Origin of the sequence: Bythopirellula polymerisocia, from assembly GCF_007860015.1 — a bacterium.
Taxonomy (GTDB): domain Bacteria; phylum Planctomycetota; class Planctomycetia; order Pirellulales; family Lacipirellulaceae; genus Bythopirellula; species Bythopirellula polymerisocia.
This window is the reverse complement of the sequence record NZ_SJPS01000010.1, coordinates 1-13,876: the sequence shown is the minus strand read 5'-3', so window position 1 is coordinate 13,876 and position 13,876 is coordinate 1. Positions and strand designations below refer to the sequence as shown.

Below are 13,876 nucleotides of genomic sequence, written 5' to 3'. Positions count from 1 at the left end.
GATACCTAGATTCGAGAATGATCGACACAGCGTGATTGACTTCTTGTCGATCACGCTGTGTATGTATTAAGGGATTCGAGAGCGAGCGAAGAAAGTGAATAGCATCCTGAAGATCGCTGGTATACTGATGTTTGCCTTTGCTGGGCAACCGGCCTGCCTGTGCGCACAAACTAGCCAGTGGGCTAACTATGGTCAAAGTGGACGGCTAGTCTATCAGATGGATCATCGGGGTGATCGTATCTTGGACTACTCCATGGCAGGATACAAGATGGGTGCGCCAATTCCGAACCCTGAGAATATTGTTAACCCTCTTCAGTTCGTTCATGTCGCCCCGATAGCTGGTGATAATCGTGCCCAGATACAAGCTGCGATTAATCAAGTCTCGTCCATGCCGTTGAACGTGAATGGCTATCGTGGAGTAGTTCAGCTCGCGGCGGGACAATACGACATCAGCGATACCCTGCAGATCGGCGCGAGCGGAGTTATCTTGAGAGGTGTGGGCGATGGCAGTTCTGCCGCATCAAACACAATCTTGCGCTCCATTTCTACCAATCAAATCGATATGATTGAGGTGGGTAACTTTACCCAATATGCGAACGATCTTTTCCGCTCGGGTTCCGCAGTCAATATTATAGAGAAAGTGGTTCCTGCCGGAGTCACAAGCTTCCGAGTGAGCAACACTAATGGCTTTAAGGTTGGTGATTGGATTAACGTGAAGCGCACACCGACTCAGGCCTGGTTTGATTTCATGACTGAACACTTTCCAGATGATCCATCTGGAGAGAACTATGGCTGGAACACTTCGGGGGATCGCTTTACTTTCCAGCACGAGCGCCAAATCACTCGGATTGAGGGCAATCGAGTCTTCATTAACGCTCCGCTGTCACACAGTATCGATCCGTTGAGCAACGGGACCATCGAGCATTATACTGACAAACGTGTGTCCAATGTGGGTATTCAGGGGATTCGCGGCACAAGCATCTTCGATGCCAGCGAGACGGGCGTTTACGACGGGAGGACTCAATTTGACGATGAGGATCACGCATCGAACTTTGTGCAGTTTTCACACGCGGAAGATTCTTGGGCCACCGACATCACCGGCGAGCATCTCAGTGGCTCGGCAGTAGCAATCGGCATCGTGTCGCGATCGATAACAGTTCAGGATGCAAAGTACTTAAGCCCCGTATCAGAAATCACTGGCGGTAGGCGCTACGCATTTAATATCAACGGTTCACTTAGTCTGATGCAGAATCTCGAAGTCGACTCGGCTCGGCGGGCTTTCATCAATAACTCCACGTTTAACGGCTTCAATCGTGGCCCTAATGTTTTCTTTAACGGCGTTTCTACAGATGGCTTTGTGCGTAGCGGTCCCCATGCCAACTATTCGACCGGTGCTCTGTACGACAACTTGCACGACGATAGCGGATTCGAGGCACGCCGTGCTTCCGATCCGATTAGCCATGGCTGGCGAGGCGGACATACTGTTATCTGGAATTCCGAATCTCCTGAATTTCAGATCACAAGCCCACCCGGGTCGAACAATTATCTGATTGGGGCCACCGGCGACAGCAGTTCCCCTGATCCCAATGGCGCGGTGATTGATTCATTTGGCCAGCGGATCGAGTTCAACGATCTAGAGAATCCGTTGGACAGCCTTTACTTTGCCCAGCGACTGGAGAACGAACGGTTTCCATTTGAGCAGTCACGTGAGTACTGGGTCGGGGATTTCGACGAGCTGGAATCTGGGGATGCGGAGGATCAGGTTTATGTCGATCCCGCTTGGCTTACGGCGATCGATTCCTTGAGCAGTCCGTTTCACTCTAGTCAACCCATTACGCAGTTTGATGATGACGTTTTTGGCCGACGTGTACCGTTTACGCTTGAATATGATTTGGCCTCAACGGAAGTTGTGACGTCAGCTGTCCTAACTATCGGAATGAAGCGTCGCGGCGGCGCAAGCAGTGACGACGATTTGCTCTGGCTCGACTCGACTTCGAGTGCTCTTGGTTTTACCACGGAGGGTTGGGGACCTATCTTTGAAAATGGATTGCAGGTACTGACTTTAGAACTTCTCGGAGATCTGACGTACTTGCAAGCTGGTCAGCTCAATGGAGTCCTGTCAAACAACCGCGCCATCGATTGGGTTCATCTATTGGTCAATGTTGTTGACGAATCTTTACTGCCTGACGACGCCGACTTTAACGGAGACGGCTTTGTCGACGGAGCGGATTTTCTCGCCTGGCAAAGAGGATTTGGACAAGGCACTACATTCAGTAACGGCGATGCAGACCACGATGGAGACGTCGATTCCTTTGACCTTGCTATATGGCAATCCCAATACGGTGGCACAACCGTATTGGCTGCTACTAGTGCTGCTGTGCCGGAACCGAATGCATTGACGCTAGTCCTGATTATAAGTTTGCTAGGGAATTCTCTTTTCAAGCGCTGCTAAGCGTGCCATATATTAGATACCTAAGATCTTCGCATGAATCACTATTCCCGTACAAATTGCCACTGGTTTCGACTTGGCATCTTGTTATTGTGCTCTGCGCCAAGCGGAATAGGCTTCGGCAACGATAAAATAGTTGACTGGGAGAACCCAAGCGTTATTGGCATCAACAAACTCCCGCCGCGGGCCAGCGGGTGGTCATCTCCAGATATTGAGACCGCAATGAAGGTCGATTATCGTGGCGCCGAATTATCACCTTGGGTGCGATCACTAAATGGAGAATGGAGTTTTCATTGGTCACCGCGTCCGGAGATTCGACCGAAGGACTTCTTTCGCACGGATTACGACGTAACAGCATGGGATAAGATCGCGGTACCAGGCACATGGCAAACTCAGGGTTATGGCACGCCGATCTATCGGAATTATGGGTACGTTTTCAAAGTTGATCCGCCTCGAGTCACGAGTGAGCCTGACCAAAGATATACCGCTTACGAGTTGCGAAATCCTGTCGGTTCGTATCGTACGGAATTTGTGCTACCAGACGATTGGTCTGAGCGAAAGATATTCTTGCACTTTGCAGGTGCCAAGTCTGCGATGTACCTATGGGTAAACGGTAAACGCGTCGGGTACAGCCAAGGTTCGCGTTGTCCGGCGGATTTCGACGTGACCACGTTTGTTCGCCCAGGAAACAATGTGCTCGCGTGCGAGGTCTATCGTTGGTGCGATGGCTCTTATCTCGAAGACCAAGATATGTGGCGGCTCAGCGGCATCTTTCGTGATGTATTCTTGTTTTGTAAACCACAGACTCATCTGTGGGACGTCTATCTTGCGACCGACCTAGACGACGAGTATCGGGATGGCACAATTCGCTTGAACAGCACTATTCATAATAGTTTTGACGATACCGTTCCAAATATATCTCTTTCAGTGAAGCTATTCGATTCGAACAACAGACCTGTAGGCAAAACAGCTGAAATCTATTGCCACAGCGTTGAAGAAATGGGCCCAGACGATCAACTGGAGATCGTTTCGCCACCAATCGGAATAGCGACTCCCCAGAAATGGTCGCATGAGACACCGATTCTATATACGGCGATTGTCGAATTAAAAGCGGGGGACCAAACGCTTGAAGTACAGAGTGCGAAAGTCGGCTTCAGAAAAGTTGAAGTCGATCACCAAGGATTTCGGCTGAATGGCCAGGAAGTGAAACTCAAAGGAGTGAACCGGCACGAACATCATCCAGACTTTGGCGGATATATTCCACTCGAATCGATGGTAGATGATATTCGACTCATGAAGCAGGCGAACATAAATCTGGTGCGGACTAGTCACTATCCCGATGACCCCTCTTGGTACGAACTGTGCGATGAGTATGGATTGATGTTGCTGGACGAAGCAAATGTTGAATCACACGGTTTAAGTTACCATAAGAATGTCCTCCCCGGCGATCTGCCTGAATGGCGAGAACCAGTAGTAGATCGAATGCGCCGGATGGTTGTAAGAGACCGAGGACATGCATCGGTTGTTATGTGGTCATTGGGAAATGAGGCAGGGTACGGCAGTGCATTCATCAAGATGGCGGATACCTGCCGTCAACTCGACCCGGAGCAACGCCCGATCCAATACGCCGACATGAATCTGCCGTGCGATGTGGACAGCCAGACTTATCCCACGATCGATTGGCTCACCAAGCACCTGAAAGGTGAAGCGATTCGAAAAGGCGAAGATGGCCAACTCTCAAGTAGTGAGGCTCACGGTATTTACCCTTCAGGCAAACCGTTTTTCATGAATGAATATGCACATGCGATGGGAAACAGTGTTGGCAACCTTCAAGATTATTGGGACTTGATTGACAGTGAGCACCTGCTGATTGGCGGATGTATTTGGGATTGGGTAGACCAGGGTTTACGTCGAATTGATTCAGACGGTAGAGATTACATTGCCTATGGAGGCGAATTTGGCGACTTCCCTCACAACAGTAATTTCTGCATGAATGGCTTAGTCGATGCGGACAGAAACCCTCACCCCCATTATTACGAAGTCAAGAAGGTCTACCAATCGGTCGAAGTCCGAGCGAGTGGCCTCACTACCGGCGAATTTGAAATACTTAACAAGCACGCATTTTTAGATTTAGACTATTTAGATTTGTGTTGGGAACTGATGCGAGAAGGTGTTGTCGTCTCACATGGACGTGTATCCAACTTGCATGTACCGGCCGGGGGTGCGCGTATTATCTCCGCACCCTACGATCCTCTACCGGCTAACGATAACTCCGACTACCTTATCAAGTTTGAGTTTCGACTTCGGTATGCCACTGCATGGGCTAAAGCAGGCTTCTGCGTTGGATGGTCTCAAATCGTGTTAAGCGAGTATCACGGTGTTAGGAACCTTATCAGGCTGGATGGAATTGCATCATCTATAGATTTGCAGGAATCACCGGCCGGTTATCGCCTAACGGCGATAAACAACACGGGGGTACAAGTAGAGTATCTTATTGGCAAAAGCGATGGCATGCTCTGGACTGCGAAATACGAGAACAATAATCTCTTGTCCGGTCCAATGGCTTTGAGTTTTTGGCGAGCTCCTACCGACAATGACCTAGGCTGGGAGCTTCCAAAGCAACTAGGACTGTGGGAACGCGCAGCCTCAACTGCAGTCTGTCAATCAGTCACCGCGAAGCAAGAGAAGAATCGGTCTGCATCGGTTGAGGCCACGATCGAATTGCCTGAGATCGGAGGACGAATTCATCTAAGGTACCTTCTGTCGCCCTCATGTCAGCTACTCGTCACTTATCGTCTGGAGTTGCCGCACAAGATACCTTCGCCGCCGCGAATTGGCGTGACATTCCGAATCCCGCGCGACTTTCAATATGTCTCTTGGTACGGACGTGGCCCACACGAGAGTTATCAAGACCGTCTGACGAGTGCCGCTGTGGGCGTCTATGGAGCACAAGTTGATTCTTGGGCTCATCAATATCCACGACCTCAGGAATCTGGCAATCGAGCTGATGTTCGTTGGATAACACTGACTAACGAGGCGGGAGAAGGGTTGCGCATCTCGGCACGTCAACGACTCCTGAACGTGAGTGCTTGGCCCTATCAACTCGAAGATTTAACGTCCAACAAGTATTCTTACCGAATCACTCGTTCAGGATTTAACACGCTTAATATCGACTATTCTCAAATGGGTGTCGGCGGCGACAACAGTTGGGGTCTACCGGTTCATGAGGAATATCTCATTCCTTCGGAGGGGGAATATGAGTATGCATTTGTGATCGACTGTGTTCCACAAAACTTAAAGCAATCGTCTAAGAAATCAGACACAACCATGAAGAAATCAAGCGATCAGCAGAAGATACTTGATGTCTCAACAGGGCTGGACATTCGGAACTCTTTACAGAAACAGTATGATTTCGATAACGATACAATTCCAACAGAAGAGTCTTTTTTAATGAAGTGGAAGAGCAGAAAGTAGCTGGGAAGTACACGTGCGACACTATGGCTTGACATCGAAGTACGGCAAACTCTCGGCGATCATGATTTGTGCTTACGTTTCTTGTATGCCCGAATTGTGCCGTGCCGTCGTGATTAATGTTCCGCCCATGACGGCTCCGGGGTTTATCGATTCGAATACGGAGCTCAATCTGTTCGGGGCAGGTACCATTCCCGACGACTTTGTCGCGGGCAGCTTTGCTGGAAGCAGCACCAATATTAATGTGAATATAAATGGCGGTGTAACAGGCGAGAACTTTAGTGCCAACGCAGGTACGACCGTCACTGTTACCGGGGGCACTGTCGGAGATTTCTTTGACGCGTTTGATGACAGCGTCATCAACATCAACGGGGGAACAATTGGTAGTTTTTTTGACGCTAACGGTGGCAGCCAAATTAATATCACGGGCGGATCGATAGGACAAGGATTTGATGCTTTGAACGGAAGTGTTGTGAACTTCCGCGGAGGAACGTTTTTAGGGGAGTTCGATGCTGCAGGAGGCAGCACGGTTAATCTGTTGGGTTCTTCCTTCGTACTCAATGGTTCTCTACTATCCCTTTTGCCAGGCGTGACATTTCCGGTCAGCAGTCGCAACATAATGCTTTCTGGAATTCTTCTTGATGGCTCTTCCTTTCAATTTGATTTGAATAGCACTAACGCTGCATTCCAGGATTACTTTTCAGACTCGGCAGCTCTGACGGTCACAATTCCGGCAGCTGCAGATTTCGATTTAGATTTAGATGTCGACAACGAAGATCTGGTTATATGGATAACTGACTACGGTTCAACTGGCACAGTCATTGCGGATGCCGATGGAGACGGAGATTCCGACGGTGCGGACTTTCTCATTTGGCAGCGTGAGTTCACTGGAGGCCCGCTCAATTACGCAGAAATAGCGACTGTGCCAGAACCAGGTGCTGCAGTACCAATATGCTTGTGCGTTGGTTGGGGAATGTCCCGGACTACCAGAAACTTTTTATTTCGGAGAGCTTTGAATCGTGTTTAATCGATCACATAAATCGACTCGACGCTCTACCCCAGCTTCTGGCTATATGACTCGCTTGGGATGCGAAAAACTAGAGCAGAGATACATGCTTAGTAGTATGCCCTTGTTTGCGGTGAACGTCGGCGGTCCGACGATCAGCGATGGTGAGGTCACTTGGCTCTCAGACGACACTTCTGGAGCTGGCTTCACGGCAAACTTTGCTGCTGCATTCGCTATCGACACCGATTCATCGACGAATGTGTCTAATACGAACGATCCTTCTGTAAACTTCACAGGTCGCTCTGACAATCTTTTGGACCAAGCAATGCTGACGCTCGATCCGAAAGATTACACAGTACCTGACGCAGTGTTCGACAGCTGGCGTTATGATCACAACGGTGGCGAGAACCTGGAATATCTATTCAACGTGACTCCTGGCAAGTACCGGGTGGATCTCTATTTTTCCGAGCCGACAAAAGATGCGGCAGGTAAACGCGTATTTGATGTGCAAATCGAAGGTACTACCGTACTTGATAATTTTGATATCTTCGCCGAGACGGGCGGGCAAAGTGTGGCCGTAGGACGCTCATTTGTTGTCGATTCAAACAATTCAGTGCTTGATCTCAAGTTGATCAATCAAACAAGTATTGCGGTTCTGCAGGGCATTCGTATCGCTGAGGCAAACACCGACGTTGATCGGTCATTTAATCCTTCGACGTTCACTGCAACAAGTATCACTCAAATCAAGAAGGGAGATGTGGTAGAGCTGCAGCCTGGAATCTACAAACTCTCCACGGCAGAGCTTGATGCCTTACTAGACAACTCCACTAACCAACGAACCAACATGACACTCCGCGGGGTGCCAGGGCAAACGATCTTGGACTTCACCGATCAGTCCGACGTTGAATGGATTCAATTCGACAAGTGGGTGCAGGGGCATAACAACCATTACACGGGTATGACGTTTGACGGGCTAACATTCCTCAATGCTGGCGTAAATATCAATCGTGGCACCGGATTCACGATCCAAAACTCCATTTTTGATGGCTACGAAGGAAAAACGTATAGCAGCAGCGACCGAGTACTTGCGATTTGGGTGACCGATAATGCGACCGTAAAGAACAACTACATCCGTTGGAATAATACCAGCGAAAATATTAACGCGGTAGGAATGGGTCAAGGTATCAGTAACATTTTCAGCTCCAACAAAGTTGAAGGTTTACTGAAGAAGGCGCTAGAGTTCTGGAAAGCCAATGGAGGACTTATTGAACATAACGACATTGAACGTTGGTCTATTACAACCGGCAACGAAGACCACGGCTACTACCTCCATGACGACAGCAACGTACAGGTACTCTCGAACACCGCACGCGGCTGGTCTGACTCAGCCTCTGGCAACTCGGTGAAGATCAAGAATGTTGATCATGTCGAGGTCGCCTACAATGACTTTCATACCTCAGGCATCATTGGCCGAGTCGAGACAAACGTTGACCCACATCTTTTCGAACATGTGTGGATACACGATAACAACATTCACGAAGGATCCATCGATATCTGGACTCCCACCGTCAATCCAACTGCCGTCCGTATCGAGAGCAATACAGTTCCTAACGGTAGGATAAATGCGGTGCGAGATGTCATTCCTGGCCTTTTCAATCAAACAGTAAATCTCAACGGCGGAATGCCTGGAGGCATCTACAACAACATCGCCGCAAGCTTTAACTTCACCATAGGGATTAACGCGTCAGGGAATACAACTGTTTCCACTGCCGCTCTTGAGTCTCCAACGGTAAGCCTGCTTTCCTTAGGCGGCGGTAATGCTCTCAGTATCTTCGAGGACAGCGTCGCTGAAACGAGTGCCATTCGAATGTCGAATGTGTTTTCCAATGAGAATATACTTGGTGCCCAATCAGAACGTGTAGACTGTGAACGCTCGTATAAAATGACGAATAGTATAGTAGGAGTTCATGTCGATGAGCGAGAGTCGCGTCCCGAATACGAGCGCAACTTCACTTTGTGGAACATCCGCGACGTTCATTCACCTTCCGTTTCACGATTTCGTCGAGTAGTCGACGACTTAGGGTTCGATTTAACTGCGTTCTAAAACAACTTGAGCAAGCAGGCTGAACTAGTAATGCTCTTAGCAACCGATCAGGACTAGAAAATGTATTTGAATACCGTAATGAATTTAGCAAGACAGAGAGGATTAATGGGTTTTCGAATTCTCGCTGCTGTGTTCCTGCTCATTCTTAGCAGTGCACAGCCCATCTCTGCGAAAGCGGATCCGGATCAAATACTTGGAATTGCTGCTCGCTATCCAGCAGATCGTGGTATTGCTGCCGACGAGGACGTCGTCGTCGCCTTTGATTTTGAGGGGGATCAATGGACAGACGATCTCGAAGTTCACGCGCCAAGCGACGCGATCTCTCTAGTCGAGGCAAACACTGACATAGCGTCTTTCAAGCCACTTAATGGGCGTGCTATCTCCATGGAGGTTAAGAGCGGGGACTTTTACGGAGGTTCGCTCGAATACTTTTTTGCAAAGCACAATGAAGGTATTGAGCCGGAAGCTATTTACTTTCGCTACTATTTGCGGTTTGGTGAAGATTGGGATGGACTGGGAGGTAAGCTCCCAGGGTTTGGCGGCACCTACAATCGCGCAGGCTGGGGAGGCAAACCATCCAATGGGTACAACGGATGGTCTGCCCGGGGATCCTTCGGCCGTATCAAGAATGACAAAGTGCCCATCGGCACGTATTGCTACCATGCGGATATGACTTCTCAATACGGCTCCGCATGGCACTGGGACTTAGGGAATCGAGGTTTGCTAGAGAAGAATCGGTGGTACTGTATTGAGCAATTCCTTCATCTCAACTCACCAGACGCAAGTAATGGAATTATTCGGGCGTGGGTGGACGGGAAAATTGCCTTTGAAAAAACAGATATCAAGTTTCGAAAAACTGACAAACTGAGGATCGAGAAGGCGTGGTTTAATGTCTATCATGGCGGAAAAACTCGTGCGACATCTGAAGATCATCTTTTCATTGACAACATTGTAATCGCACGACGGTACATTGGTCCTTTGCAACCAGATTAGAAATCATAGTTGTAGATTTGGCCACTGGCGAGTCTGGCCGTATGTTCTGGAAGGTTTATCGCGAAGCTGACGAGTGAAACGCCGCTATCCACAGTGTTTTGTGTTAGGCGGCAATTGACCAATTTGGATAAGGATATTGTTTAGATGAGCAAAATGACCATTTCTGCTGCTTGTAATGCTTTCGCACATGCAACGAGTAGGTGTTTCCTATTGTTTTTGCTGATTTCTGTGCTCGAATCCCTTCAGTCCATGCAGTGTCATGCCGCGCCGCGACCTAACATTCTTATTCTCTTAGCCGACGATTTGGGCTGGGGGGACGTTGGGTTTCACGGCAGCGAGATTCGCACGCCAAATATTGATTCGTTGGCCGAGCGAGGATATGTGCTTGATAACTTCTATGTCCAGCCTACCTGCACGCCAACCCGCATCGCTTTGATGACGGGACGCTACCCGTTTCGATGTGGAGGCCAGATCTGTGTTCTGCGTCCGCACCACAAACACGGAGCTCCACTGGACGAGCCGTTTCTTTCCAATGCCCTAAAGAATGCAGGCTATAAGACAGCAATCACTGGAAAGTGGCATCTCGGACTGGCTCGCAGAGCCTACTGGCCTACTTCACGCGGGTTTGACTTACAGTATGGCCTCCTGGGCGGGAGTATCGATTATTTCTCGCATGTAGGCTATGAAACTCTTGACTGGAACGACAACGATCATGTTCCGCTCCACGAGGAAGGATACTCGACGGATCTGATAGGATCTCGTGCCGTCAGTATCGTCCTAGACCATGACTTTAACAGCCAGCCACTTTTCTTGTACGTGCCATTTAATGCGCCACACGTGCCAATCCAAGCCAAAACAGAAGATTTAGAATCTTACTCTGCAATCCAAGACAAGCAACGGCAGACTTATGCCGCCATGGTGACAGCAATGGATAAGCAGATTGGCAGTATATTGAAGGCGTTTGATGAAAAGGGAGTGGCGGACAATACCCTCGTAATTTTCGCCTCGGATAATGGTGGTCATACCGACGGCGCAAGCAATGTTCCTCTCAGGGGAAACAAGGGGAAGCTGTACGAAGGTGGAATCAGGGTCCCGGCATGTCTGTTGTGGCCCAACGAACTAAAAGGGGCACGGACAATTTCACAGCCAATCCACATTGTTGATTTTTTCCCTACACTAGTAAAACTTGCCGGAGGAACGGTAAATTCCAAGAAACCAATGGACGGCCTTGACGTCTGGCCGGCGATTGCTGATGACAAACCACTTCCCAGCCGAGAAATCGTGCATAACGTTTTTGATTCAAACGGCCGGGGAGCCATCCGCAAGGATCAATGGAAACTAATCGTTTATCCCAGGCGGTTAGCACCTACTGGTGTTCCCCTTGGGGTGGCGGACTTATTCGCTCAATTGTTCGATATTGATTCGGATCCATATGAAATAAACAATTTGGCAGAGCGATATCCCAATATAGTTGAGTCACTCTGGAAACGGCTGAGAGAACATGGGAAAAGTGTGGGGGACTCTCGACCCTACTGCGCGCCGGCGTCACCTGACTGGGAGCCGCCAGCCGATTGGTCTGTGATTCCGGAATAGACTACTAAGACCTAGCCTCTTCAACCGATTCCACGTCCTGAGCGAGAGCGAGCACAATACTAAAAGTTCTCGTAAGCACTGGACCATAAAGTGAGAAAAGCTCAGAAGCAGTGGGAACAGGTGGTTTTAATTGCGCAGGCTAATCAACAGTAGCTTGTCTGCCTAGACAACAAAGAGGCCCTTGGCATATCAGGCAACCGCAATTCCAGCACAGATTAGATATTATTCTTCCTTTCAAGCTCAAAGTTTTAGCAAATGTCCGAACAGCCAAACTATAAATCATCCTTCACCATTGCCTTGCTGTTCGCAGTATGTTCTGCAGCAAGTTCCAGTCAAGCAGATGAGACCCTCACCGAGTTTCAAACCTTTGAGGGTAAAACCGCGGTCAACGCAGATGAAGCGACCATCGAAGCATGGCGAAACATGCGATTTGGGATGTTTATTCATTGGGGACCTTCTGCCGATCGCAATCTTCCTCATAGCCATGCTCGGCGTTCCCGCTTTAAGACCACAGGAGAAGTTGAAGCAGAAGTTTACGACCAATTCTATAAAGAATTCAACCCTACCAAATACGACCCCATCAAGTGGGTCGAGCTAGCGCAAAAGGCGGGGATGCGATATCTCGTGTTCACAGCCAAGCATCATGATGGCTTCTCTATGTTCGATAGCGCTGTTACCGATTATGACATTATGAGCACACCCTATAAAAAGGATGTTTGTGCAATGCTGGCCGACGCTTGCCAACAGAAAGGATTAGCACTTGGATGGTATTAGTCTCCCCGAGACTGGTACCATCCTGCTTTTGATACCGACAACCATAACGAATACAACACCTTCTACGAAATGCAAATGCTTGAGCTCGCTGAGAATTATGGTCCGCTTAGTGTCCACTGGTTTGACGGAATAGGGCCTGCCTCAGCTCAAAAGTGGAAAGGCACGCCAAAGCGTGTAGCAACCTTGTTGCGCAAAAAGCATCCGCACATAATGCTGAACCCTCGGGGTGGCTTTCCTGGTGATTTTAAAACAACAGAGAAACGCGTTGGTGCCTTTAATCGCGATCAACCTTGGGAGACCTGCGCGACAATCACCACTGCCGGCTGGATTTACCGAGATGAAGAAATAGTAGTCCGACCCTTTCGGGAACTACTCGAGCAACTCATCTACTCTATTGGCCGTGACGGCAACTACTTGCTAAACATTGGGCCACGTGCTGACGGCACGATTGACCCGAAGCACGCCGAACGCCTATTAGAAATTGGAGGTTGGTTGAAAGAGAATGGCGAAGCAGTCTACGGAACACGAGGCGGCCCCTACACTGCAGCGCCTTGGGGAGCTTCGACTTGCAAAGACAAAACCTTTTACGCCTTCATTACCGATCCAAGCATTGGTGAACTTAGCCTGCCTCCAATTGATACTAAAGTACAAGGGGTGCGAATGTTAGCAGGCGGAAAAGCACGATTTAAGCAAGATTCCGACGGGATTCATCTTTCAATTTCCAAAGAACAGAACAGAAAAGCGGCGACCGTCATCGCGATTGCCATCGACCTCCCTGCTCTCGAATTACCACTTGTAGCTGGCCAGATATCACTAGCATTGAACAAGACCGTTACAGCCTCAAGTACCTTGAAAGAAGACGAAGAGGAATATGGGCCAGTTAAGGCTATTGATTCCGATCCCAATAGCTACTGGGAAGCAGACCAAAGCGAGAAAGAATGTTGGATCGAGATTGATCTCGGTCAACCTAAATGGGTCGGTCATGCCATGCTCGCCCAGTCTTCTGAGTGGTGCCCGCTAAACTCTTTCGAGATTCTTTACAAGAAGGATGGTCAGTGGGTTAGTGCGATTAAGCGAGTCGGAAAGGCACCTGGCGATCCTGCAGTCCTGTCATTTACGCCATTCCAGTCCCGATACGTGAAAGTCTTATTCAGCAAGCGAGCAGTTCGACTTAACTTATGTGACTTGCAGCTCTTTGCACCACATACTCAAAAGTAAACAACGGGTATGTTATTTCGTAAACTTGTCCTAGCTGCTGATAGAATGTCCTATGCGCAATTCCTTGTGCCTTATATTGCCATTTTTGGCCTCATTGCTATTAGGCGATGCATTCTATTCACCGAACGCCTACTCGCAGAAAACAGATGATAACGTCCTAATAGTTGCGCAGATTTGTTTAGCTTGAAACGGGCAGTCCCTGTTTGGTAGGAATTGATTTGTGTTAATTCGACCCCTACCAAGGACAGGAGACTGCCACGATGGCAAG

7 protein-coding genes and 1 pseudogene are annotated in these 13,876 nt (G+C 48.9%); all 8 read left to right on the top strand.

The genetic code is table 11. The features are described 5' to 3' along the window. Nucleotides 1–94 precede the first annotated feature (94 nt). Entirely contained in the window at nt 95–2,452 is a 2,358-nt protein-coding gene (locus tag Pla144_RS21720) for a hypothetical protein (RefSeq protein ID WP_146452807.1), read from the top strand. A gap of 33 nt (nt 2,453–2,485) precedes the next feature. After that, the gene (locus Pla144_RS21715) at nt 2,486–5,923 is read left to right on the top strand and encodes a glycoside hydrolase family 2 TIM barrel-domain containing protein (protein WP_146452806.1); all 3,438 of its coding nucleotides are present in this window, start codon (nt 2,486–2,488) and stop codon (nt 5,921–5,923) included. A 13-nt stretch (nt 5,924–5,936) separates the two neighbouring features. After that, nucleotides 5,937–6,947: a hypothetical protein gene (locus tag Pla144_RS21710; protein ID WP_146452805.1), complete on the top strand. Its 1,011-nt coding sequence runs from the start codon at nt 5,937–5,939 to the stop codon at nt 6,945–6,947. A gap of 85 nt (nt 6,948–7,032) precedes the next feature. Then, on the top strand, nt 7,033–9,030 hold the full coding sequence (locus Pla144_RS21705; protein ID WP_197530919.1) for a malectin domain-containing carbohydrate-binding protein: 1,998 nt from the start codon (nt 7,033–7,035) through the stop codon (nt 9,028–9,030). A 105-nt stretch (nt 9,031–9,135) separates the two neighbouring features. Further along, on the top strand, nt 9,136–10,023 hold the full coding sequence (locus Pla144_RS21700) for a polysaccharide lyase (protein ID WP_146452803.1): 888 nt from the start codon (nt 9,136–9,138) through the stop codon (nt 10,021–10,023). 144 nt (nt 10,024–10,167) lie between these two features. Continuing rightward, nucleotides 10,168–11,616 (top strand): arylsulfatase B, encoded by a 1,449-nt coding sequence (locus Pla144_RS21695; RefSeq protein WP_146452802.1) that lies wholly within the window; start codon nt 10,168–10,170, stop codon nt 11,614–11,616. A 255-nt stretch (nt 11,617–11,871) separates the two neighbouring features. Beyond that, nucleotides 11,872–12,888, top strand: a pseudogene (locus Pla144_RS25215) (alpha-L-fucosidase); the annotation flags it as partial. A 162-nt stretch (nt 12,889–13,050) separates the two neighbouring features. Beyond that, entirely contained in the window at nt 13,051–13,608 is a 558-nt protein-coding gene (locus Pla144_RS25210; protein WP_231936501.1) for a discoidin domain-containing protein, read from the top strand. The last annotated feature ends 268 nt before the right edge of the window (nt 13,609–13,876 follow it).